Annotated in this window: 20 protein-coding genes and 1 pseudogene; 12 read left to right on the top strand and 9 right to left on the bottom strand. The window is 42.6% G+C overall.

Annotation, left to right across the window (positions count from 1 at the left end; all coding sequences use genetic code 11):
• Window positions 1-33 precede the first annotated feature (33 nt).
• On the bottom strand, window positions 34-2,304 hold the full coding sequence (locus tag L6494_RS06825) for a transglycosylase domain-containing protein (RefSeq protein WP_237992917.1): 2,271 nt from the start codon (window positions 2,302-2,304) through the stop codon (window positions 34-36).
• A 445-nt stretch (window positions 2,305-2,749) separates the two neighbouring features.
• Between L6494_RS06825 and L6494_RS06820 the strand changes: the two genes are divergently transcribed.
• Window positions 2,750-3,307, top strand: a complete 558-nt coding sequence (locus L6494_RS06820) for a hypothetical protein (RefSeq protein ID WP_330911069.1) — start codon at window positions 2,750-2,752, stop codon at window positions 3,305-3,307.
• Window positions 3,308-3,429: 122 nt separating this feature from the next.
• On the opposite strand, the gene lspA is transcribed toward L6494_RS06820, so the two are convergent.
• Together lspA and L6494_RS06810 are read right to left on the bottom strand one after the other, a co-directional pair.
• Entirely contained in the window at window positions 3,430-3,954 is a 525-nt protein-coding gene (gene lspA, locus L6494_RS06815) for a signal peptidase II (protein WP_237992905.1), read from the bottom strand.
• A 26-nt stretch (window positions 3,955-3,980) separates the two neighbouring features.
• Window positions 3,981-4,568 (bottom strand): biotin transporter BioY, encoded by a 588-nt coding sequence (locus tag L6494_RS06810; protein WP_237992896.1) that lies wholly within the window; start codon window positions 4,566-4,568, stop codon window positions 3,981-3,983.
• Between the two features lie 559 nt (window positions 4,569-5,127).
• Between L6494_RS06810 and L6494_RS06805 the strand changes: the two genes are divergently transcribed.
• From L6494_RS06805 to pstB, 5 genes are all read left to right on the top strand, one after another.
• The gene (locus L6494_RS06805) at window positions 5,128-5,268 is read left to right on the top strand and encodes a hypothetical protein (protein WP_237992894.1); all 141 of its coding nucleotides are present in this window, start codon (window positions 5,128-5,130) and stop codon (window positions 5,266-5,268) included.
• 95 nt (window positions 5,269-5,363) lie between these two features.
• Window positions 5,364-6,473, top strand: coding sequence for a phosphate ABC transporter substrate-binding protein PstS (pstS, locus tag L6494_RS06800; RefSeq protein WP_237992892.1), 1,110 nt, complete (start codon window positions 5,364-5,366; stop codon window positions 6,471-6,473).
• Window positions 6,474-6,571: 98 nt separating this feature from the next.
• Window positions 6,572-7,555, top strand: a complete 984-nt coding sequence (gene pstC / locus L6494_RS06795; protein ID WP_237992890.1) for a phosphate ABC transporter permease subunit PstC — start codon at window positions 6,572-6,574, stop codon at window positions 7,553-7,555.
• A gap of 67 nt (window positions 7,556-7,622) precedes the next feature.
• Complete coding sequence (pstA, locus tag L6494_RS06790) at window positions 7,623-8,528, top strand: phosphate ABC transporter permease PstA (RefSeq protein WP_237992888.1); 906 nt, start codon at window positions 7,623-7,625, stop codon at window positions 8,526-8,528.
• Window positions 8,529-8,618: 90 nt separating this feature from the next.
• Window positions 8,619-9,425, top strand: a complete 807-nt coding sequence (gene pstB, locus L6494_RS06785; RefSeq protein ID WP_237992886.1) for a phosphate ABC transporter ATP-binding protein PstB — start codon at window positions 8,619-8,621, stop codon at window positions 9,423-9,425.
• Window positions 9,426-9,532: 107 nt separating this feature from the next.
• Here pstB and L6494_RS06780 read toward each other — a convergent pair whose 3' ends face one another.
• A complete protein-coding gene (locus L6494_RS06780) occupies window positions 9,533-10,087 on the bottom strand; it encodes a Uma2 family endonuclease (protein WP_237992877.1) in 555 nt (184 codons plus the stop codon).
• 33 nt (window positions 10,088-10,120) lie between these two features.
• Here L6494_RS06780 and L6494_RS06775 point away from each other — a divergent pair, with 33 nt between their 5' ends.
• From L6494_RS06775 to L6494_RS06755, 5 genes are all read left to right on the top strand, one after another.
• Window positions 10,121-10,984: an urease accessory protein UreD gene (locus L6494_RS06775; protein WP_237992875.1), complete on the top strand. Its 864-nt coding sequence runs from the start codon at window positions 10,121-10,123 to the stop codon at window positions 10,982-10,984.
• A gap of 467 nt (window positions 10,985-11,451) precedes the next feature.
• Window positions 11,452-11,754 (top strand): urease subunit gamma, encoded by a 303-nt coding sequence (ureA, locus tag L6494_RS06770; protein WP_237992873.1) that lies wholly within the window; start codon window positions 11,452-11,454, stop codon window positions 11,752-11,754.
• A 692-nt stretch (window positions 11,755-12,446) separates the two neighbouring features.
• Window positions 12,447-12,752: a hypothetical protein gene (locus tag L6494_RS06765; RefSeq protein WP_237992871.1), complete on the top strand. Its 306-nt coding sequence runs from the start codon at window positions 12,447-12,449 to the stop codon at window positions 12,750-12,752.
• A complete protein-coding gene (locus tag L6494_RS06760) occupies window positions 12,749-13,672 on the top strand; it encodes a transposase (protein WP_237988802.1) in 924 nt (307 codons plus the stop codon). Before L6494_RS06765 ends, L6494_RS06760 begins: the two co-directional genes overlap by 4 nt.
• Before the next feature lie 154 nt (window positions 13,673-13,826).
• On the top strand, window positions 13,827-16,715 hold the full coding sequence (locus L6494_RS06755; protein ID WP_237992869.1) for a HEAT repeat domain-containing protein: 2,889 nt from the start codon (window positions 13,827-13,829) through the stop codon (window positions 16,713-16,715).
• Between the two features lie 10 nt (window positions 16,716-16,725).
• On the opposite strand, the gene L6494_RS06750 is transcribed toward L6494_RS06755, so the two are convergent.
• On the bottom strand, window positions 16,726-17,952 hold the full coding sequence (locus L6494_RS06750; RefSeq protein WP_237988450.1) for an ISL3 family transposase: 1,227 nt from the start codon (window positions 17,950-17,952) through the stop codon (window positions 16,726-16,728).
• Between the two features lie 167 nt (window positions 17,953-18,119).
• Between L6494_RS06750 and L6494_RS06745 the strand changes: the two are divergent.
• Window positions 18,120-18,542, top strand: a pseudogene (locus L6494_RS06745) (HEAT repeat domain-containing protein); the annotation flags it as partial.
• Between the two features lie 403 nt (window positions 18,543-18,945).
• Here the strand turns inward: L6494_RS06745 and L6494_RS06740 are convergent.
• The 4 genes from L6494_RS06740 to gcvT all read right to left on the bottom strand — a co-directional run bounded on the left by L6494_RS06740 (window position 18,946) and on the right by gcvT (window position 25,308).
• Window positions 18,946-19,341 carry a hypothetical protein gene (locus L6494_RS06740; protein WP_237992867.1) on the bottom strand — a complete coding sequence of 132 codons (396 nt, stop codon included), beginning with the start codon at window positions 19,339-19,341 and terminating at the stop codon, window positions 18,946-18,948.
• A 992-nt stretch (window positions 19,342-20,333) separates the two neighbouring features.
• A complete protein-coding gene (gene gcvP / locus L6494_RS06735; RefSeq protein WP_442946984.1) occupies window positions 20,334-23,264 on the bottom strand; it encodes an aminomethyl-transferring glycine dehydrogenase in 2,931 nt (976 codons plus the stop codon).
• A gap of 286 nt (window positions 23,265-23,550) precedes the next feature.
• Window positions 23,551-23,943 carry a glycine cleavage system protein GcvH gene (gene gcvH / locus L6494_RS06730; RefSeq protein WP_237992864.1) on the bottom strand — a complete coding sequence of 131 codons (393 nt, stop codon included), beginning with the start codon at window positions 23,941-23,943 and terminating at the stop codon, window positions 23,551-23,553.
• Window positions 23,944-24,177: 234 nt separating this feature from the next.
• On the bottom strand, window positions 24,178-25,308 hold the full coding sequence (gcvT, locus tag L6494_RS06725; protein WP_237992862.1) for a glycine cleavage system aminomethyltransferase GcvT: 1,131 nt from the start codon (window positions 25,306-25,308) through the stop codon (window positions 24,178-24,180).
• Window positions 25,309-25,324: the final 16 nt, after the last annotated feature.

Here is a 25,324-nt window from a genome sequence, read left to right as displayed (position 1 = left end):
CGCTAACGTAATTCGTAATTACGAACTACGAATTTATCTTGTAATTCTTCTCATATAATTACCCCACAACTGAGCAGCCTGTGCGCTACTACCATTGGTGGGGGAGTTATTGTCATTGCCTAACCAAACACCTGTGACTAGCCGCCGACTAGGAATAAAGCCGATAAACCACAAGTCAACGTTTTTATCGGTTGTCCCAGTTTTGCCTCCTTCATCCAGTCCAATAGCAGCACCGCGCCCTGTACCCCTTGTAATTACCTGTTGCATCAAATTAGTCATCTGATCGGCTATAGCTGTTGGTAGGACTCGCTTGTTAGCTTCTCGGTCTTGATCAAAGGAATAGATGACACGGCAGGTTTTCAAATCATTGCGATCGCGACAATCACTACTGTCTAAAATTCTACTAATTGCGTGGGGCGGATTCCACACGCCACGATTGCCGATAGCACCAAACGCACCAGTCATTTCTAAAACATTGACTACACTTTGACCCAAAATCAACCCAGGTACAGGGTCGAGTGATGACTTGACACCCAAACGTTTTGCCATCGCTACCACTTTATCTAATCCCACTTCCCTACCTATCCTCAAAGCAATAGGGTTTTCTGAAAGTGCGAATCCTGTGGCAACATCTAAACTCACATTTGCACCAGCACGACATGGCTTATAAGTAAAGCCCTGCCAAGGTAAAGGGGCGCAGGAATAAGTTCTAGAGGTGGGTATTCCCTGTACAAGTGCCTGGGTGAAAGGAAAGATTTTAAAGGTAGAACCTGGCTGTCTTTTGGCTTGCACTGCCCGATTAAACTGACTTTGACGATAATCAGTACCGCCAACCATTGCCAGAATACTACCGGTTCTCGTGTCTAGCGTTACCATTCCCCCTTGAGAAAACCGAAAAGCCGAACCTGCGGTGTTGACTGAATTTTGTAGAGATGTTTCGGCTTGAGCTTGAATTCTTGGGTCTAGCTGGGTTTCTATGATGTAGTTTCCTTCTCTAGCTGCACCTTCACCTAATATTTTTTCTAGTTCCTGAAACACATAGTCATAAAAATAAGGAGCTATAGTTTTAGCCTGCTGCTCACATACTTTAGGACTAACTTGCACGGTTGATCTTCTGGCTCGGTTAGCTTCCTCTTGGCTGATTTTGCCCATTTCCAACATCCGCTTAATTACACGATTGCGGTAATCAGCAGCATCGAGTTTTCTCGGACCATCTCCACAAAAATTAAAAGCATTGGGAGCAGGTAAAATTCCTACCAATGTTGCAGCTTCCGCTAGAGATAAGTCTTTGGCTGACTTCTCAAAGTAATACTTACCAGCATCCTCAAAACCAGAGGTATTAGCCCCCAAAAACACCCGATTTAAGTAAGTGAGCAAAATTTCATCTTTGCTATAAAAAGCTTCTAACTTCAGGGAAACAATTGCTTCCCTAATTTTCCTTCCTAGAGAATCTTGTGCGCCTACATAATCTCGAAATAGACTCCGGGACACCTGCTGGGTAATGGTACTAGCTCCTTGCTGCACATCTCCACTACGGGTATTAATCAACACAGCCCGTAAAACACCCAAGGGGTCAACCCCAATATGCCAGTTATAGCGGCTATCTTCAGAGGCTACTACCGCCGCCGGTAAATAGCGGCCAAAGTCTTCTAGACGCTTCATGTCAACATGAGCTACATTCCGGGGTTCACGTAATGGGGTGCTACCATCGCGGGCGTAAACCACTATAGGAGCGCGGGTAGCTGTCGGTAAAGGTCTAACTTTAAATTTGAACGATTCAACCCCGATTACCAGCCCTAACAAGGCACTCACGCCAGCAATACCATAGCCTGTCCAAGTTGCCGCTTTCACATAGAAAGGTGGCGGATCGACATATTGCAATCGCACCGAAGCTGCTAGTTCTGGTGGGCCTAGGGTGAGAACATCGCCATGACGTAGTTCTAAGGTATTAACTCGCCGTTTGCCGCGATAAATGCCATTGGTGGAGTTTTCGTCTTTGATAATAAAAACTGGGGTACGCTGGGAAGAATCCCGCGATAAGGACAAATGAATTTGGCTGACAACTGGGTTGCGAATGACTATATCACAGGATTTGGAACTGCGACCCAGCATATAGCGATCGCCCAACAGTGGATAAACCTCCGCTTTATCTGCCCCTGCATCCTGCACCCAGATTTCTGGTACTTTGGCATTGGGCTTGAGTGCCAGTTTAGAAAAATCAACCCTAGCTTGAATCGTATGTACTGCTTGAGTCAGTTGACCAAGTAAAGTTTGTGATTTGTGAGGAGGTTGGGGAGAGTTCATCGGCTGTTTACATCACGGTGAAGAGTGAAGAATCGGGCGAATGGCGGTCTCTATATTGGTTTTACACCATTTTACTCCTAAGCCAAAAAATTAATTGGCTATACGGAATTATTGCCGATTCAATCTTACATCAATAGACTAGCTATCTAGTAAATTTACTTTGTGGAGTTGGGTACTGGTTAATACAGATGAAATTTTTCAACTCTCATCTACAATGTTTATTTTCACTAATGTTAATGGGTTAAATAACTAGAGGGAACACTTTGAGTTTTGTATTATTTAACGCTTCTTATCAATAAAATAGGGATTTAACTTTTACTACTTTTACATATCCACCTACATTACAACAAAAGCAAACATCTTCATTTAGGAATATTCTCTAAAAATTTATTGTCTGTTTTAATGGTGCGAGTGTTCCGTTTCCGTTAAGGTTAAGTTCAGAATTATGGGAAAATCTCTGACCGTGATTGGTACAGTCCTAACTTTGGCAATCACAGCTAATGTTGCTGTTGCCCAATCCAGTAAATCCCCTATCGCGCAATCTAGTAGCTCATCCACCAGTTCACCAACGGAAATCAAGTTATCACCAGAAGGATTTAAAATTCTGTGTGAGCGTTTTCCTCTCAATTCCCGTTGTGCAGATAATCAATCTGTCACACCTAATGCTCCTGATAGTACCCCAGTAGAAACTCAACCTACTGAAAGTACAATTCCAGCACCAGGAAACATGAGTGTACCTGAGTCCATCACTCCTGACAGTACAACTCCCGCACCAGGAAACATGAATGTACCTGAGTCCATCACTCCTGACAGTACAATTCCCGCACCAGGAAACATGAATGTACCTGAGTCCATCACTCCTGACAGTACAACTCCCGCGCCAGGAAACATGAATGTACCTGAGTCCATCACTCCTGACAGTACAATTCCAGCACCAGAAAGCATCTCTCCAAACCAACTTCCAGATTCTGGTTTACCCACAATTCCCTCTACTGGTAACTAGTAAATAGTGCATCTAATTAAATTAATAGTTACTTAAAACGAAAAGGACAAGGGTCAAATACCTTGTCCTTTTCTGTCTGTACTAGTAGTTCAACAGTGTACTAGCAAATTGTTACAACTTGCTTAACGAAGTCTCCGACTGGAAGTAGGTGTTTTTTGGAACGAAGCAATTAATAAGCAAACAATACCGATACTAATGAATGAATCTGCCACATTAAATACAGCAAAGTTAATCAATCGAAAATCGAGAAAATCAACTACATAGCCTAAAGCAAACCTATCAATACCATTACCCACAGCACCACCCAAGATACAACCATATCCCAGCTGATCCCAACGGTTTAAGACCGGGCCAAACAATGCTAGTCCTATTAAGATTAAACTTACTCCTAAAGAGAGCCAGCGTAAGAAATCTACCTGTCCGCTAAATATACTAAAAGCTGCACCGTCGTTTTTTACGTAGGTGAAATGAAATATGCCTTGTAGAAGTGGTAGCGTATTTCTATCATATGGAATCCCTGTTTTGGAGTCGATGATAGTTTCTAACGGCCAAAATGAAGATGCTTCTACTACCCAGTATTTTGTTAGTTGGTCTAAAATAACTGCTACAAAGGCAACGATCAAGAAAAGGGGATTTTTTAAACGCATGAAAAGCGGTACTTGTTTCTCTATGACTAATAAAACATTAAGTGTCGCAACACATATGCTACTACGGTAACGGCACAGACTACACCAAGCTGGCTGGGTATGACAAACCAAGAATATCTGAGAATGGCTTGTGTTAATAGCGGGCTATCTATACCTTGCCCTTGAAAAGTATGACTAATGATTAAATAAATAATTCCGCAAATATGGATAGTTAGCAAGCCACAAACACAGCTAAATGTTAACGTTTCCAGCTTTGGTCTAGCTTGAAAAGCAACAAAGCCACAAATCCATGCGCCAGGAATAAATCCTAGTAGATAGCCAAACTGAGATAGCTTAATGTAGCCAACGCCACCACCTCCATCAAATACAGGATGCAGAGTTAAACCCATAACTAAGTAAGCAATTTGTGACAACGCACCAGCATTTTGTCCTCCTAGGCAGCCTATTAACAGCACCGCACCAATTTGATAAGTGACACCTAAAGAAACAGTTTGAATTCCATGCTGACTCCAACTCCAAGGTAAGGTGATACTATAGGCTTCTAAAAAAGTACCACCTATTGTCAAGAGTAAGCCAATCATAGACCATAGTAATTGATTGGAAGCGGCAAACATTGATGATTAGGCTAAAGGAAAAAGCAACAGCAACCAGTATAGTCAGTTAACAAAATGTAGGGGTTTAAATCCCCGGCTTCTATCAAACCGTAAGTGTTGTATAGAGGTCTAAATCCCCGTTACAACACGGAAAAAGCGTAAAGCCTGCCGCATAGCTGCGCCTAGAGCGGAGCGGGGCGGGAGCATCGTTGCGTTAGCGAAGCCATGACGTTAGTTCATTGCGTTAGCGTTCGCGGTAGCGTCTCGTAGAGAAGCGGGGTTTTAGCCCATTGCGAATTGGTTTAACCACTTCCCTAGGGGACGCTACGCGAACAGGGAATTCAAAAAAGTCAAATTTTGTCAGTCAATAAAGATATAGTGAGTCTAAGTATTAGTTCTAATTGCATTTACTTAATTTAAGTATAAATTTTATTCAGTAGCAAAAAAATCATATGGAAGGATTTATCAAAAAAAGATCTACTTTTTTACTTTTATTAACCTTATGTTAACCTTTGACCCTCTATGTTAGGGGTATTTTTAGTGTAGCCCACGTGAATAAATTCACGAACAATTGACAGCAATGCTATCACGGCTACCTAATTATTTAATGAAAAAGAGTCGCCTAGCAGCTAAAGCATCGGTGTTAGATATGACATCGAGACTAGTGGCTTGTGGTGGACAGCAAACCGAAACATTTCCGATGGTACTGCTACAACTGTAGACTTTGGTGCCAGTGATGTTGCCATTACCGATGAAGTAAGGTCTTTTTGATCTGAATCCGTAGTCAGTCGTTTCGCAAAGTGAACATAATTTTTCATGATTCTCAATCGCAAAGTCCTTTTAGCAGTTGCCTCTCTACCCATGATGTTGGTAGCAACAGCCTGTGCGCCTAGCTCAGAGCCTACCACTACCACTGGTAACGGTGGTGGACAAAATGTAGTCGCTACTGGTGAAAAAGTAACCATTAGTGGAGCTGGAGCAACCTTCCCTGCACCTCTTTTTCAACGGTGGTTTGATGCCTATAATCGCCAAGTCAACCCCAATATTCAGGTAAGCTATCAGTCTATTGGTAGTGGGGCAGGTTTGGAGCAGTACATTAATAAGACGGTAGACTTCGGGGCTAGTGAAGCACCCATTACTGATTCGGCGGATCGGCTCAAATCTTTTAAAGCGAAGCACAATTACGATCCGATCCAAATTCCTATGACTGGAGGCTTTTTATCTTTCTCCTACAACTTGCCAGGAGTAAAAGATCAAGAACTCAGACTGTCTCGCACAACCTACTGTGGCATTGTTACGGGTAAAATTAATAAATGGACTGATCCTGCGATCGCAGCTGATAATCCTGGTTTAAAGATTCCTGACTTACCCATCACCTTTGCTCACCGATCTGATGGTAGTGGTACTACCTTTGTATTCACCAATCATATTAAAACTGTTTGCCCAGACTGGACTTCTGGCGCAGGAACTTCAGTACAGTGGCCTGTGGGGGTTGGCGGTCAAGGTAACGAAGGTGTAGCCGCTACCATTCAGCAAAATCCCGGAGCTATTGGTTATTTATCCTATGCCTATGCTGCCCTAAACAAAATTGACTCAGCTTTAATTCAAAACAAAGCGGGAACTTTTATCGCCCCATCCCCGGAAGCAGCAGGTAAAGCTCTATTAGATGAGCCAGTACCCGATAATTTCGCCCTCTTAGTCCCCGACCCAGCAGGTAAGGATTCTTACCCCATAGTCGGTCTAGCTTGGGTAATGATTTATCGGCAGTATGAAGACGATGCCAAATGGCAAGCGATGCGTAAAGTGTTTGAATGGTCTTTAGGTCCAGAAGGCAGGAAGTTATCAGAGGAACTTCTTTATGTCCCGATTCCTGAACCTCTAGTAGAGCGGATTAAAAAGGAATTTGACACCGTGAACGCCAAGTAAGGAGCGGAGATGCTTGGGAGTGTTTGATGATCAAAGACACTCCCAAAATTGATCCAGGATACCTGAGTTGGGAAACTACCATGTAAGAAAAACCTTTTATGGAGCAAAAAAACGTCATGACATCGGCTGACCAATCTACTCGATTAACCGGGCATAGCCTTGAAAAAGAAAACAGTAGGGCTAGGGTTCTCGATGTCGGTTTTTGGGGGCTAACCCTGCTACTAGCCATAAGTGCCGGAGCAGTCTTACTCTGGATAATCGTACAGACAGCTCTAGAAGCTATACCAGCCATTCAAGAATTTGGTTTTGGTTTTGTATTCGGTACAACCTGGAATCCTGTCACCAACGTCTATGGGGTACTGCCTCAGATATATGGAACTTTAGTCACCGCCTTTATTGCCCTAGTAATTGCAGTCCCCTTGGGCATCGGAGTAGCGATCTTTTTAACAGAAGGATTTGCGCCGAAGTGGGTGACAACTCCCATCGCCTTTGCCATTGAGTTAATCGTCGCTATTCCCAGCGTGGTGTTAGGGATTTGGGGTATTTTCGTTCTCATTCCCTTTATTCGGCCGATTTTTGGCTTTCTCAATACCTACTTGGGCTGGATTCCCATTTTTAGTGGTAGTGGCGGCTTAGGCAATAGCCTGCTGCTCGTTGGCTTGGTACTGTCAATTATGATTGTGCCTATTATTATCTCTATTACCCGTGGCACTTTAGAAGTTCTACCTAAAGACCTCCGCAACGGTTCTTTAGCCTTGGGAGCAACCCGTTGGGAAACGATTCTGAGAGTCATGATTCCTGCTGGCTTGTCTGGTATTGTCAGCTCCATCATGTTGGCTATGGGACGGGCGATGGGAGAAACAATGGTCGCCGCCATGCTAGTTGGTAATGCCAACCGTATTAATATATCGTGGCTTCAGCCTGGATCGACTATCACAGGTTTAATTGCCTCCCAGTTCGGAGAAGCCGGACGCACCCAAGTTGCCGCTTTGATGTACGCGGGTTTAGTGCTAATGATCTTGTCCCTGGTGGTAAACATTTTAGCTGAGGTGATTATTCGTCGATTCCAGAATATTGAGTGAAGTTGCAGGTGTTTTCTTCAGCTTTTAATCAGAGTGGATGCAAGATTAAGTTTACAAAAGATCAATTATGGATACTTCGGGTAATCAGCCTTCCTTTGCCTATGAAGGCAATGATTTCGATATCAGTGCTAAGGCTATGGCTCCCCATCGCCGCATTACTGAGCAGGTGTTGACGATTTTAACTATGGTCTTCGCCGCAATAGTAATTGTCCCTCTGGTATGGGTTCTGGTGAGCGTGTTTCAAAAGGGTGTTGATTCTCTCATATTTCCAGATATTTTTACTAAGCTCCCCCCACCTCCTGGTTTGTCTGAGGGGGGTTTTGGTCATGCCATTGTGGGGACTTTAATGACTCTAGGAGTTGGTACACTAATTTCAGTTCCCTTTGGTGTCATTGCTGCTATTTATCTAGCTGAGTTTGGTCGGGGAACTAAGTTGGCTTACTTAGTTAAATTTTCCTGCAACGTACTCACTGGAGTACCGGCTATTCTCTGTGGCTTATTTGCCTATTCCATTGTGGTTAGGCCTTTAGGGTCATTTTCGGCTTTTTCTGGTGGGGTAGCCTTGGGTGTGTTAATGCTACCTATTATTATTCGGTCTACAGAAGAAGCTTTGTTGCTAGTACCTAATGATTTGCGGTTGGCATCAACGGGTATTGGTGCGACAAGATTTGAAACTGTTGTCCAGATTGTGCTACCAGCAGCTTTGACTTCAATTGTGACGGGTGTTGTCTTATCTGTTGCTCGTGCATCTGGGGAAGCCGCTCCCTTGCTGTTCACTGCCTTTAACAATAATTTCTGGGCTGGGAATGTTTGGGAACCTGTGGCCACTCTGCCAGTATTGATTTACTTTTTCTCGATTATTCCTTATAAGGCTTCCCAGTCTTTGGCTTGGGCCGCAGCCTTAGTTTTATTGTCAATTGTGCTGTTATTTAGTATTACAGCTCGTTACTTCAGTCGGCAGAAGAAGTTCTAGCATTTCTCTCTGGGAAACTAACCAAAAATCTTAGCGCAACTGTATCTCCATTACAGTTCTTGATGGCAAAAATCTACACTACACTAAATTATGGCTACTCAAACTAGTACAGTGAATGACACCCAAACTGTTTTACGGGCAGAAAACTTGAATGTTTACTACGGCAAGTTTTTAGCTTTACAGAATATTTGGATGGACATACCCAAAAATAAGGTGACAGCCTTTATTGGCCCCTCCGGCTGTGGTAAAAGTACATTGCTGCGATGCTATAACCGTCTCAACGACTTAATCGAATCATTCCGGGCAGAGGGGAAAATTTATTTTTACGATAAAAACTTGTATGCACCCGAAATTGATCCGGTAGTAGTCCGCCGGAGAATTGGCATGGTTTTTCAAAGACCAAACCCATTTCCTAAGACGATTTATGACAATATTACTTTTGGTGCTAAAATCAACGGCTACAAAGGTAATTTTGATGAATTAGTCGAAAAGAGTTTGCGACAAGCTGCGTTGTGGGATGAAGTCAAAGATAAATTGCGCCAAAGTGGTACATCTTTATCTGGTGGACAACAACAACGTTTATGTATTGCGCGGGCGATCGCTGTTCAACCAGAAATTATCCTCATGGATGAACCCTGTTCAGCCTTAGACCCCGTATCTACCCTACGTGTAGAAGAACTAATTCACGAACTGAAAGAGCAATACACTATTGTTATCGTTACCCACAATATGCAACAAGCTGCCCGTGTTTCTGACATGACAGCCTTTTTCAACGTCCGAGCTACAGATGGAGGCAGTCGTAGCGGCTATTTAGTAGAGTATGATGCCACAGAATCAATTTTCAATAATCCCCAACAAGAAGCTACCAGAGATTACGTTAGTGGTAGATTTGGTTAAATATCGTCAATAATCTGGCAAAAGATGGGGGGATGCTACTTTGCATCCCATGTTTTTTGTGAGTTATTAGTCATTAGTTATTCTCCTTTGCTCCCGCCTACGCCTCTTTAGAGATTTAACCAGCTAAAAACTTGCTCAACTGTTAGGGAGAGGTCAATATTGCTAAGAATTGGTAGTGTGTCTGTACCTGTAAGCATTTCCACCCGTTGATTTGGCAAGATGGTTAAAATACTAGCGTCCTCTGGAAAAATTAACCATCCTAGTTCTGTGCCATTTTGAGAACAGTGCAGCAGTTTACGCAGAACTTTAGCTTGGGTTTGATCTGGGGATAGGATTTCTATTACCCAGTCAGGATAAGTTTCAAATCTGTTGGCAATTCTACCTGATGGTTCACGGGGAATGCGTTCCCAGCGAAATACGGCAATGTCAGGAACGATCGTAACACCACCAAAAATACACCGTAGTTCGGGGAAAGCTAGGGCAGTTTTTTGAGGTTCAGCCACTCCATTGATAGTGGACACGAGTTTACCTTGAAGGCGGCTATGTTCTCCTTGGGGCATAGGTTTTTGAGTAATTTTTCCGTCGATATATTCAGAAGCGGGTTTGGTTTCAGGGAGTTGCAGGAATGCTTCTAAGGTGATGGAATTGACTAGTGTAGTCATTTTTTCCTGGCCAAATTCTCTTACTTTATATTAATGCCTGCTAATTTAAATCATGAAAAAGGCTGGCATGGCAAACTTAACTTAGTGTATGCCGATCGCCTGGGTGCAACTGAGTTAATTTATAATCACCAGCAAGCACCGCTAAAGGTGCAACGTCCGTTTTACCCAGAAGGGGAAAAAGTCTGTCATAGCGTCATTTTACATACAGCTGGGGGAGTCGTGGGAGGCGATCGCTTATCTACTAATATTCACCTCCAACCGCATACCCAAGCTTTAATCACTACAGCCGCCGCCGGGAAGATATATCGCAGCAATGGCTTGGAAGCTAAACAAACTATAAATATACAAGTAGATGCGGGTGCTTGTTTAGAATGGCTACCGCAAGAAACAATTTTATTTAACGGGGCAATTTATCGCCAAGATTTACGGGTAGAATTAGCGATCGGTGCTAGTTTCTTGGGCTGGGAAATTACCCGATTTGGACGCAGTGCTAGAGGAGAGAAATTTTTGCAAGGCGAATGGCGATCGCATACTGAAATTTGGCAACAAGGCGTTCCCTTGTGGATTGATCGCCAATACCTACCAGGTAGCGAAGAGGTGTTTCATAGTCCCCACGGCTTATCAGGACAACCAATAGCTGCTAGTTTCATTTACTTAGGTAGTCAAGTTGCAGCAGAAACCATTGACAAAGCACGTTCCGTATTTACTTACCAGTCAACAGTCAACAGTCAACAGTCAACCCTTATGGGCGTTACCCGCCTAGAAAATGGGTTTTTGTGCCGATATCGTGGTGCTTCCACATCTGAGGTGAGAAGATGGTTTACGGCTGTGTGGCAAATGCTAAGAATTGATTTTAGCGATCGCGGTGGCTGCATACCAAGAGTATGGCAAGTGTAATTCGTAATTCGTAATTCGTAATTCGTAATTCGTAACGATGCTCCGCCCCGCTACGCTCTAAGCGCAGCTATGCCCAGGCTTTACGTAGGGTTTGCTAATCACATGAAGTATATCATAGCCCCCTCCTTGCTTGCGGGGCTACAGTGTACACACAAGTCTTAAAATCCCAGTCAACACTTGCTTTATAGCCCTTAAATGTCATTCTGAGTGGAGCGGAGCGGAAGGAAGAATCTCGGACTTGCATCGTAGTCTCTAGATGTTTCATTTCGCTATCGCTACATTCAACATGACAGTTGAGAATTTTCTCAAGGTTCTGAAATGTATGTGGGTAGCACTTGTGTGTACACCGTAGGCTTGCGGGGAGGGGGTTGGGGGTGGGGTTCAGCATAGAATTAAGGTGTTGATATTAACAGTTATAATAAGTTACTCTGTTCGGTGAAAAGATACTTGCTTTACTTGCTATAAAAATGCAACTTACGCCCCAAGAAAAAGATAAACTATTAATTTTTACTGCCGCTTTAGTAGCAGAAAGACGTAAAAATAGAGGATTAAAACTCAATTATCCTGAAGCTGTTGCTTATATTTCTGCTGCTATTTTAGAAGGTGCAAGAGATGGAAACACTGTAGCAGAATTAATGAGTTATGGCACAACTTTATTAACACGAGATGATGTGATGGAAGGTATACCTGAAATGGTGCATGAAGTTCAGGTAGAAGCAACATTTCCTGATGGGACAAAATTAGTTACGGTGCATAATCCTATTCGTTAATCTTAGCTGGTAAAGCTCATAAAACTTTTGTAATTGCGTTGTTTCCCTCTTTACGAAACGCTACACGCCAGCGTCTCGTAGTAAATGTAATGACATTAAGACTTAGAGGGTGTTTGAAAAGTCCCCTTTTATGTCATGCTGACGAAGGAAGCATCCCAGTATAACGGTGAAAACGCGGATTCTTCCTTCCGCAAAGCTCCACTCAGAATGACAAAGGATACCTGACAAAACTTTTCAAACAGCCTCTTACGCAACGGGCATATTTTTTACGTAGGGGAGGCAAAAAGCGGTGTGGATTTTCCTCCCGCTTTATTGCCGTTGTGTGACGCTGTATTTGAAGGTAGTCATGAGACTTATAGCGTCACGCACCAACTATCGATTGTGACACTTGCGTAATTCCTGGACATAAGTAAGTCGGTTTGAATATTTCAAAGTATGTTAAGCAATTTTAACCGCAAAATTCAGCAAATATTTTCACTTTGACTATATATTTTGAAATTCCTGTAGGATTTACATTAGTGTTCCGTGTTTAGCTAGGTTTAGTTATCAAACGGTAAAGAAATAACGTAGCTGTTCTGTATTAATTAGTAAAAAACCTAACCCCCCCTACCCGCTTCTCACTACAGAAGGCGGGTAATTATCGCTGTGCAGAGCAAAAATTTAGTAATAACTCCATAAACTACGAATTACCTATGTGTCTATACAAAATTAAACAAACTTCACCCTTGTTACTTTTTTTTCTCACCCTGCTGTTGACTCTCTTGTTGTTTTTGCCTTGGGTGAGTGCAAAAGAACCGCCCAAGCCCCAACCAACAGCATGGCAGATTAACGGCATAGTAGCCGCCCTGGATGATGGACATGACGGAGTGAAAAAACTGGCTTTTGAAAAACTGAATGAATATGATTTGCAGAATTTGCAATCAGTAGTAGACATCTCCAAAATAGTATTATTCTGTGATAAAAGAACATTAAAGCGTTATTTTGACACAGAAGCATGAGCAATATACTGAATTACATTGAAGAGAATCCTAAACAAACCCAAAGGTTAATAGGTCTGGAATATGAACAGTTACAACAATTAATCATAAATGGGGAAAGATTATATCATGAAAAAAAAGCTTTACTGGAATCTAAGAAAGTGAGAATTATTGCTGGTGGAGGAGGTCGGAAACCAAAATTATCTATTTCTGAACAAATCATTTTAACTTTAGTGTATCTCCGACATCTGACAACCTTTCAACTTCTAGGTATTCAGTTTGAAGTAAGTGAGTCTACAGCCAACGATACGTTTAACTATTGGTTGCCTAACTTGCGAGAATTACTGCCATCAAGTTTGCTTGAACAAGTAAAAAAAAACGCTTCTGACTATGAAGTAGTAAAAGAAATGCTCACAGAATATGAATTAATAGTAGATAGCTATGAACAAGTCAGAGAAAGACCTAGAGACAATGATGAACAAAAGAAATATTTTTCAGGTAAGAAGAGTAATCATACATTTAAAACTCAAATGATTATTTTACCTGATGCTAGTGATATCGTTGATGTTGTGGCAGGTGAACCTGGTCCAAAAAGCGATATAACTTTGTTCCGAGAATATCGTTCAGAGTTTGATGCCAAACAAAGATTTAAAGGAGATAAGGCATATCTTGGAGAAGATTTAATTACAACTCCAATTAAGAAACCAAGAAATCAAGAACTAACAACTGAACAGAAAGAACAGAACAAAATATTTTCATCTAAACGAATCTTTGTTGAACATCGAATACGGTCAGTCAAAATCTTTCGAGTTGTCCAAGAGAGATTTAGGTTAAATACCCGCAAATATAAGCAAGTAATTTTGACGATTTGTGGGCTAGTAAGGTTACGGATTCGAGGGCTAATATTACCATTAGAAATATCAGCTATATCATCAGGTTAAAATTATCGCATATAACTAGATATTTTTGCCTAATTATCAACAGCAAATATCTCAAAGTCTTATTTCATCGTACAGAATAGCTAATTTAAGATGATTGCATTTAGTGGCTACAGCCTAGCCAAACAAAGGCTTTGACTGTTTTCGGAGATGTCTAGTGGACAAACCAGAAGCTATTGCTATGAAAGCTGCAAAAATCCTCAAGGATAAATCCGTTGACTCAACTGTTCGTAGAGGTGCAGCAGTGGCATTGGGAAATCTGGGGGAGGCTGCTAAACCCTACGTCAAAGACATCCTCGACTTCCTCAAGGATAAATCCGTTGACTCAACTGTTCGTAGAGGTGCAGCAGTGGCATTGGGAAATCTGGGGGAGGCTGCTAAACCCTACGTCAAAGACATCCTCGACTTCCTCAAGGATAAATCCGTTGACTCAACTGTTCGTAGAGGTGCAGCAGTGGCATTGGGAAATCTGGGGGAGGCTGCTAAACCCTACGTCAAAGACATCGCTGACTTCCTCAAGGATAAATCCGTTGACAAAGATGTTCGTAGAGGTGCAGCAGAGGCATTGGGAAATCTGGGGGAGGCTGCTAAACCCTACGTCAAAGACATCGCTGATATCCTCAAGGATAAATCCGTTGACTCAACTGTTCGTAGAAGTGCAGCAGAGGCATTGGGAAATCTGGGGGAGGCTGCTAAACCCTACGTCAAAGACATCGCTGATATCCTCAAGGATAAATCCGTTGACTCAACTGTTCGTAGAAGTGCAGCAGAGGCATTGGGAAATCTGGGGGAGGCTGCCAAACCCTACATCAAAGACATCCTCGACTTCCTCAAGGATAAATCCGTTGACGCTGGTGTTCGTTACGGTGCAGCAGTGGCATTGGGAAATCTGGGGGAGGCTGCCAAACCCTACGTCAAAGACATCGCTGATATCCTCAAGGATAAATCCGTTGACGCTGGTGTTCGTTCCGGTGCAGCAGTGGCATTGGGAAATCTGGGGGAGGCTGCCAAACCCTACGTCAAAGACATCGCTGATATCCTCAAGGATAAATCCGTTGACAGTAATGTTCGTTCCGGTGCAGCAGAGGCATTGGGAAATCTGGGGGAGGCTGCCAAACCCTACGTCAAAGACATCGCTGATATCCTCAAGGATAAATCCGTTGACAGTAATGTTCGTTCCGGTGCAGCAGAGGCATTGGGAAATCTGGGGGAGGCTGCCAAACCCTACGTCAAAGACATCGCTGATATCCTCAAGGATAAATCCGTTGATTCTAATGTTCGTTACAGTGCAGCAGTGGCATTGGGAAATCTGGGGGAGGCTGCCAAACCCTACGTCAAAGACATCGCTGATATCCTCAAGGATAAATCCGTTGATTCTAATGTTCGTTACAGTGCAGCAGTGGCATTGGGAAATCTGGGGGAGGCTGCTAAACCCTACGTTAAAGACATCGCTGATATCCTCAAGGATAAATCCGTTGATTCTTATGTTCGTTACGGTGCAGCAGAGGCATTGGGAAATCTGGGGGAGGCTGCTAAACCCTACGTCAAAGACATCGCTGATATCCTCAAGGATAAATCCGTTACCGCTCTTGTTCGTTCCGGTGCAGCAGTGGCATTGGGAAAAATAGAACAACTCAAGCTGAATAATGTTGTCGTAATTTTGGATAGTGTTTATGACGAAGCTAAGTCAGAAATTGCACAGTGGAGGTTTTTCACCTATTTCCTTGCTGGCGGTACTGATGAGGTGAAAACCCTCCTCCAATGGTTAGGCAAACCTAAAGCAACTCCCGATAAATTAACACACGCTGAAGGTGTCAAAACACTAGAAGTATTCCGCGACGCTTGGAAACTCAGCAATGATCTCACAGAATTACGGGAAGATTTAGCAAAGCAAATTGCTGTAGTCGCCAGAAAAATATCTTGGCAACCCCAAGATATTCTCCTATTAGAAACTCACTACAAAAACCTCAAAAACGCCAGACACAACGAAGCTGATTCACTGCAATCAGTCATAGTTAACCTCAAAGGTTGGCAGTGGTTTTTCAACGCTAGAACCACTATTTTCATACACGCCGCCTTTTGGCTTGCCCTCATCTTCGCCTATCCCAAATTTCCCCAAGTCCAAGCCATCTTTTTCTGGAATCCTTGGGTACGCCGCATCTTAGGCGTGGGCTATGTCGGCTTTCTCCTCACCTGGTTTCCCTTTTTCCGTCGCAAATTATTTGAACCCTTCAAAACTTCCCTATTAGCCGATGCTGGGTTAGATAATTTTAACTCCCAAGCCTACTTCCCAGAATCTCAGGTGCAAGTCTCCAGCACAGAAACCCAAGCTATTAACCAAGTATTACCCAGCATCAAAGGGCAAATCGTTCTAGAAGGGGATTCTGGCTTGGGTAAATCAATGTTTCTCCGGCATTTGGTGCAAACCTCACCCCGCATTGTCGTTTATCTACCCGCCCGTAAGTGTGAAGGCGGTGTAATTGAAGCCATTTACACCAAACTCGAAGGACTACCACAGGACACTAATTTCCTCAAAAGCCTAATTTACAGTGGCGCATTAGATATCTGTATCGACGGACTCAATGAAGTCACCGCCGACACCAGGGCGAAAATCTGCCAGTTTGTCGAAAGCTACTTCCTCAGTAACATCATCATGACTACCCAACCCCTACAGTGGACTCCACCCTCAACCGCCAAGATATATAAATTACAGCCTCTTGAACCAGAGCAAATTCAGCAATTTTTGCTTTCCCGTGAGCCACAACTGCCCAAAAACGGCAAACTTCAAGGTGATGGTTATAAACAAGCCTGCAATAATTATTTAACTCAAGCCCTCAGCCAGCAACAATCACCAGAAGAGTTAGCCGCCAACCAAAGGACTCTCTCCAACCCAATGGATTTAACCCTGGTAGCATTAATGATATCCCAAGGTGAATACCCAGACTTATTTCACCTGCAACAACAGCAATATAAATTGATGGCGGCGGAGTATTTGCAAGAGTGGAAACAGGAATTTCCGTTAAAAAAATTGGCTCTCCCAGACTAGATATGTTAAATTAACAACAGAAATACCAATTTAGTAAAACCCTTCTTCTAAAACTATTAAAGTTAGTTAAGCCATAAGCTCTGCGTTTAATGAGCTTAATCTTCTGATTAATTCCTTCTACGATACCTTGAGTAGTTCGGTGATCAAAATAAGCAAGAATTTCATCTATCCATCTACAGATGGTTCGACAACTTTTGGGGAATAATTTATAAGCTGCTTGAGTCCATTCCAGGAATTTATCTAAGGCTTCATCACTGGTTATCGGACTTTCAAATATATCTCTAATTGCTTCTTTATTCCGATACATTTCTCCTAACTCTGGAGCAACTTTTTGGAGTGAAGCTATCTTCGCCTTTTCTTCATCACTCAGGCTTTCTTTTTTCTTTAGCAAAGGGTATTTACTGTGAGTTAAGCCAGCTAATTTCTTTTCTCTTTCTTGGCGATTTTTAATTTTCTCTGCTGCTCTTTTTTCCTGTTTTCTTCTTGCGTCTAACTCCTGGTTTATTTGTTTCATGACATGGAATCTATCTGCCACCACTTGAGCATTCGGTAGCATTTCTTGGATTAAACTTTTATAGGGTATCCATAAGTCTATGCTGACTTCTTCTATTTGATTCAGTACCTCTGAACCTAGACTGGATAAGTATTCTGCTATAACTGCTTTATTTCTTTTTTCTAACAAAGCTATGGGTCTTCTTGTCTCTAAATCTACTAATACTGCTGCATAATTCTTTCCCCCTTTTAATTGTGTGATTTCATCTATTCCTAGCTTTTTTATCTGACGAGGTTTTTCTTTTAGCAAATCTGCTTCTAACTCTTTTAATATTGTTTCTATCTCAGATGGTGTCATTCTATTTCTTCTAGCTGCACTCTCCACATCCGTCTCTAATACTTCCTTGATTACTTTCATCCCTAGTCTTGTTGTGTAAGTTCTTCTACTTTTTACAAAAGACAGTTTTTCGCTGAATACTTTCTGACATTCTGTACATTTCAATTGACGACGATTTACTTTTAAAATTACTTGATAGCCACTCATGGGTATATCTCTGACCATATACCAATGATTTTGATGAGTTTTATCAGTTGTCTTTCCACAGCGAGGACACTGAGCAACTTTTGACTGACTTTGGATTTCAATTACGATTTCATCATCGGTGATAAAATTGTAATTCACAACCTTAATATCTTCAATATTAATAACTTTAGTAATAAAATGAAGTAGGGGATTAGAAGGCATATTTATTAAAATGCTAATTTTATTCTCAACCTTTCTTGCTTATTTATAGTCTTAATTGCTTGTATAACTCCTTCCCAGCTTGGATTATCGCCACTAATCACTGCTAATTCTATTGAATTATACTGGATTTATTCATGCTATTCTAGCATAACTACTCTGGGAGAGCCAAAAAATTCTCTGATGCAGTCTATCAAATGCGGCTTAACGATGAACAGGCGTTACCTGCGGCGGAATTTAATAAAGTCTTACAGTCTTTAGAAGATGAGAAATATAAAATGGTCGTCAGCCGTCAATGGCAAGACGAAGAAGGCGAGCCCAAGCGAGAATGGTACTTCCGCCACGATAAAATTATGGAATTTTTTTTGGTGCATAACTTTCTCGGCGAGAGTGAGAAAGCTAAAAACCGTCTGATCGACCACATGGGCGACCCCCGTTTTCGTGGTGTATACTTTTTGCTAGCAACTTTATTACCTTTAGATGCTGCTAGAGAGTTGCGAGAAAAGTTAATTCAATACGCCGCCAATACAAAAGACCATACTGTAAGTGATACCTTCGTCCAGTTATTGCGGCCTAGATCGGTAGTCAATTGATGCTACGGTGTATACACAAGTCTGATAACCTTATGCCGTATCGTTTTGATCCCCCCTAACCCCCCTTAAAAAAGGGGGGACAAGAATCAAAGTCCCCCTTTTTAAGGGGGATTTAGGGGGATAAAGCCACATTTAGCAGGGAGCATCCCAGGGGAAATAGAATCAAAGTCCCCCTTTTTAAGGGGGATTTAGGGGGATAAAGCCACATTTAGCAGGGAGCATCCCAGGGGAAATAGAATCAAAGTCCCCCTTTTTAAGGGGGATTTAGGGGGATCAAACCACATTTAGCAGGGAGCATCCCAGATGTGTGTACACCGTAGCCTTTTCAAGGGGAGGGTTAGAGTGCGGTAACAAGAGGACTTCTAGTGATTCGATAACTTGTGTATATACGAATAGTGATTAATTATGCACTTTGAGAAGTATCACTAGATGGAGTTTCTGAATTAGCTTTGATGCGGCTAACCATGCTTCTGCGAACGCGATCGCTTTTTCTGACACCACCAGCCATTTCATATTCAATGCTGTCTTTGCCATATTTAAAAGCAACACCAATTAACATTTTCTCTGATAGTTCACTTAAGTTCCTTTCTAACTCTGTCATTTGAGTTCTAGATGAGTCGATAACGGCTAACGCAGTATTATAAGCATCAATTTTGATCCGATATTCTTCTATTAGCTTAGTCATATTTGCTAAATTGCAATTATTGCCAAAATCCATATTTGGATCAACTGCTTTGAGTCCAAAGGATCTTAACTCTGCTTTTTCTACAACGCGGGATGTGCGTTTTTTGCGAGACATAACTATACTCCTCAAAAATCCTGATAAAGCTAGTTTGTCTTAATTCAACTTTGTTCCGCTTCAGCGAAGTTCACAAATAATTTAATTTTTTATTAACATTTTACTGAGAATTGTTAGCATTTTTACTTAAATGAGGGCAAATTATTTTACAATAAGTCGGAAATTTTCACGCTGAATCTGATATCCCACCTCGGAATCATAGCACTTCTCGTTTGTATGCAATACACTCTAACCTCTCTCCAAACCTCTCTCCTACAAGGCTACGGTGTACACACAAGTGCTACCCACATACATTTCAGAACCTTGACAAAATTCTCAACTGTCATGTTGAATGTAGCGATAGCGAAATGAAACATCTAGAGACTACGGTGCAAGTCCGAGATTCTTCCTTCCGCTCCGCTCCACTCAGAATGACATTGAAGGGCTATAAAGCAAGTTGTGACTGGGATTTTAAGACTTGTGTGTACACCGTAGCCTACAAGGAGAGCTTTGAGGCTTACTCCCCTTCCCTTGTAGGGAAGGGGTTGGGGGTTAGGTCTGTATTAGACTCAACTGCAAACCGCTATAATTCCGAGGCGGGATAAATAGACTATGCCAAAATTTGTGTGTATATCTTAGCTTCTACCAGGCTACGGTGTACACACAAGTTATCGAATCACTATCAGTCCTCGAATTACCCCACCCTAACCCTCCCCTTGGAAAGGGGAGGGAACTGGATTTTCTTGTTTCCCCCCTTTCTAAGGGGGGATTAAGGGGGGTAATTTGACTTGTGTGTACAACCGTAGCCTCTACCAGGAGAGAGGCTTCAAAACTTAACTCAGCGATATTAAAACTTAGTGTCCTAAGGACAGAACTTAGTGTCCTAACGACAGAACTTAGTATCCTAACGACAGAACTTAGTGTCCTAACGACAGAACTTAGTATCCTAACGACAGAACTTAGTGTCCTAACGACAGAACTTAGTGTCCTAACGACCCAAGCTACAATGTGATTTACTGATAAGCATCCATTGGTAGACAAGAACAAACGAAGTTCCTGTCACCAAAAGCCGCGTTAATTCTGCCCACATTCGGCCAGAATTTATGTTCCCGTGTCCACGGTGCAGGATAGGCGGCTTGTTCACGAGAATAGGAATGAGTCCATTCACCAGCAATGAGACTGGCGGCGGTGTGGGGTGCATTTTTCAAGAGATTATCTTCAGCATCCATCTTACCTGACTCAATTTCCGCAATTTCTTGGCGAATCGTAATCAGCGCATCACAAAAACGATCTAATTCTGCCTTAGATTCGCTTTCTGTGGGTTCAACCATAATTGTCCCCGCCACAGGCCAGGAGACAGTCGGCGCGTGGAAACCGTAGTCCATCAGGCGTTTTGCGATATCATCAATTTCGATGTTGGCGGATTTTTTGAGGGCGCGTAAATCTAAAATACATTCATGGGCAACTAAACCATTCTGCCCTTTGTACAACACTGGATAGTAGGTTTCCAATCTCTTAGCGATGTAATTGGCGTTGAGAATAGCCACCTTGGTTGCTTCCGTCAACCCAGCAGCCCCCATCATCACAATATACATCCAAGAAATCACCAAAATACTAGCACTTCCCCAGGGAGCAGCAGCCACAGCACCAAGTTGAGAATTGGACATTGCATTCTTCCCAGTCCCCAACACCGGATGTCCCGGTAAAAATGGGACAAGATGAGATGCAACACCAATTGGCCCCATACCAGGGCCGCCGCCACCGTGGGGAATACAGAAGGTTTTATGTAAGTTCAGGTGACACACATCTGCACCAATATCACCAGGGCGACAAATCCCTACTTGGGCGTTCATATTTGCCCCATCCATGTAGACTTGGCCGCCGTGACTATGAACTACCGCGCAGATTTCCTGAATGGCTTCCTCAAATACGCCATGAGTTGAGGGATAAGTCACCATCAAAGCCGCCAGTTCATGACTGTGTTTTGCTGCTTTGGCTTTTAAGTCCTCAACGTCAATATTACCGTTAGCATCACAGGCGACTGCTACCACCTTCATCCCACACATTACCGCACTAGCGGGGTTTGTACCGTGGGCTGAGTTGGGAATTAAACAAACGTTGCGGTGTGCTTCTCCTCGGCTTTCGTGATATTGACGAATCACCAAAAGTCCGGCGTATTCTCCTTGTGAACCTGCGTTTGGTTGCAGGGAAATTCCCGCAAAGCCGGTGATTTCTCCTAACCACGCTTCCAATTGTTGGAACAGAATTTGATAACCCCGTGTTTGATATGGCGGTGCAAAGGGGTGTATGTTGCCAAATTCAGCCCATGTCACCGGAATCATTTCAGCTGTGGCGTTTAACTTCATCGTACAAGAACCCAAGGGAATCATTGATGTTGTGAGAGATAAATCCTTGGTTTCTAACTTGTGCAGATAACGCAATAACTCAGTTTCAGAATGATAGCGGTTGAAGACGGGGTGAGTTAGGTAGCTGCTAGTACGGGGGAGGGGGAGATGAGAAGCAAATGTTAACTCTGCGGCGGTGAAGGGTAATTCATCATTCAAAGCAAAAATTTGCCAGAGTTCAATCACCTCTTCTAAGGTGGTGGTTTCATCTAAAGAAATGCCAACAGCAGTATTATCGAAAACCCGCAAGTTAATATTTCGAGCTTGGCAACTTGCAAGAATAGCCTCTAGGTTTTGTGTACCTAACTCTACCCGCAAAGTATCAAAGAAATTTTCTGAACTAATCTTGTAACCCAGACGCTTTAATCCTGCTGCCAGGATAGCAGTTAGCTGATGAATATTCTCAGCAATATTTTTTAGTCCCTCTGAACCATGATAGACGGCGTACATACTCGCTATCACTGCTAGTAACACCTGTGCAGTACAAATATTACTCGTCGCTTTTTCGCGGCGGATATGTTGTTCACGAGTTTGCAAAGCCAGACGCAAAGCTATTTTACCGTGGACATCTTTAGACACACCCACAATGCGCCCAGGAACTTGCCGCTTGTATTCTTCCTTAGTCGCAAAGTATGCCGCATGAGGGCCACCAAAACCCAAGGGAACACCAAAGCGTTGGGTGCTACCGACAGCAATATCAGCACCAAATTCACCGGGAGGGGTGAGTAGAGTTAAACTTAAAGGATCTGCTGCTACCGTTACCAATGCACCCTGAGCATGAGCTTTTTCAATAAAAGCGCGGTAGTCGTAGATAGTACCATCACTAGCGGGATATTGCAGAACTGCCCCGAAAATTGGTTGAGCAAAATCAAAGGTCTGATGATCACCGATAATAATTTCAATGCCTAAAGGTTTCGCCCGTGTTTGCAAGACATCGATAGTTTGAGGATGACAATCACGAGAAACAAAATAGGCATGGGCTTTATTTTTACACACGCCGTAACTCATACTCATAGCTTCGGCGGCGGCTGTGGCTTCATCTAATAACGAAGCGTTGGCAATTTCCAAACCCGTTAAATCAATAATCATCGTTTGGAAATTTAGCAGTGCTTCGAGTCGCCCTTGGGCTATCTCTGGCTGATAAGGGGTGTAAGCTGTATACCAACCAGGGTTTTCTAGGATATTACGCCCAATCACAGGGGGAGTAATACAGTTGTAATATCCCATACCAATGTATGAGCGAAACACTTGATTTTTCGCGGCAATTTGTTTTAACTTTGCCAGTGCTGCGTACTCAGTTTGTGCGGCTGGTAATTGTAGCGGTTGATTCAGCCTGATTGCTGTCGGTACTGTTTTATCAATCAAATCATCTAGGCTAGACAATCCTAAAACATCAAGCATTTGCTGGATGTCTTGAGAATTTACGCCTATATGCCTTTGTATAAAATTATCTTTTTTTTCTAGTGAAGAGTGAAAGCGATCGCCTTTAGTGAGGCTTAACCCATCGCTAGACTGCGAAACAGAGGTAATAGATACCACAAACTTAATACTCCAGAGGTAACTAATTCATATTTTGCAATAAATAATCTGGATAGGTCGGAGTAGTTTGTAAATTCTTTAACAAATTATGAAATATTTTGTCATTGGCATCAAAGATCATGAGACATTGCCGAAAAAATAGAGACGTAGCAATCCTACGTCTCTACAAGACTTCTAGATAAACCTTAAGGAATACAAAGGAAACAAGGGATATTTTCACCCAATCCTCAGTCTCTAGTTATTTAATTTTGACTTTTGACTTTTGACTTTTGACTTGATTTGTCCCCTATTCTCCTTCCACCTCAGCGCGATACTCATCCGCAGTCAAAGCATCATTTGCTTCATCAGGGTCATTGACGCGTAATTTTAAAAGCCACCCTTCACCATAAGGGTCATCTGCAACAGCTTCGGGAGATTCAATCAAAGCCTCGTTGCGTTCTATAACTGTACCGGTTATTGGTGTATTTAAGTCTTCAACAGCTTTCACTGATTCAATTGAACCAAACTTATCTCCCTTAGTAATCAAATCACCAATGTCTGGGAGTTCCAAAAATACCACGTCACCCAATTGATCTACGGCAAATTCTGTAATACCTATAGTGGCAATTTCGCCATCTAGCCGCACATATTCATGAGTATCCAGATATTTTAAATCTTGAGGGTATTCAAACGATGACATCTCTCTTCCTCTGCAATATCAAAAAAATCGTTCTCACAGTAATTCAAAACATACTTAGCAAGTAAGCTTGAGTATCTTACAACACATTTAGTAGTCAAACCTAAGTCATTAGTCATCCTCTCTTGTCCCAGTCCCCAGTTATTTAATTTTGACTTTTGACTGATTACTGAGCCTGTCATTGGCGCAGCTTCTCGTAGAGAAGTATTGACTTTTGACTTGATTTGTCCCCAGTCCCTAAACCTTATTTTTCGACTTATAAAAGGGACGTTTAACTACATTTGCTGGGTATGCTTTACCACGAATTTCTACTGCTAGTTGCTGTCCCACCTTCGATAGTGTGGTGGGAACGTAAGCTAAGGCCACAGGATAACCGAGTGTAAGCGATAGAGTGCCACTAGTAACTTCTCCTACTACTTTACCGTCTGCAATCACTGGGTAGCCGTGACGGGCAATGTTACGCCCTTGGGTTTGTAAACCTACGAGTCGGCGTTGCACTCCGGCTACTTTTTGTTCTTCTAAAATAGCCCGACCAATAAAATCTCCTTTGGTATCGAGGTGAACTAGCCAACCTAACCCAGCCTCTAGGGGTGTGGTCGTGTCGTCGATATCTTGTCCGTAAAGTGCCATTGCTGCTTCTAGGCGTAGGGTGTCTCTCGCACCCAATCCGCAGGGGGTGACACCAGCATTAGAGAGACTACGCCATAACTCTACCCCTACATCTGGGTCTAGTAATACTTCAAAACCATCTTCCCCGGTGTAACCTGTGCGGGCAATAAAGGCGGGTTTACCTAGTATTGTGGTTTGGAGGTGTCCAAAAGCTTTGATTGGTTGTAGGTCTTCTTGGACAAAAGGTTGCAGATATTTGATGGCTTTTGGCCCTTGGACAGCAATTAAAACTTTTTCTGGGGAAAGGTCTTGAAACTTGACCTCATTTTGGTCAAGGTGCTGTAATAACCATGCTTTGTCTTTGGTGGTAGTGGCTGCATTGACGATGATGAATACCTGTTGTGTACCAGTGGAATCTTCCCCTTGGTAGTAGACAATGATGTCATCAATGATTCCCCCTTGGGGGTTTAATAATACAGTGTATTGAGCTTGACCTGGTTGCAAACGACTCAAGTCTGAAGGTACTAAACCCTGGAGTTGAGAAATCAGGTTTTTACCTTGGAGGGTAAATTTGCCCATGTGGGAAATATCAAACATCCCAGCGTTATTTCTCACCGCTTCATGTTCGCGGGTAATACCACTATATTGCACCGGCATTTCCCAACCACCAAAGCTGGTAAAGCGGGCTTTGAGTTTTACACCCTGTTGATATAAAGGGGTTCGCGCTAAGGTTTCGGCAGTTTCTTGTTGATTAGCCACAGGTAGTTTTGCTTAT

This window comes from Nostoc sp. UHCC 0870, assembly GCF_022063185.1.
Lineage (GTDB): Bacteria > Cyanobacteriota > Cyanobacteriia > Cyanobacteriales > Nostocaceae > Trichormus.
Note: the sequence above shows the minus strand (reverse complement) of the source record. Positions and strands in the feature narration are given on the sequence as shown.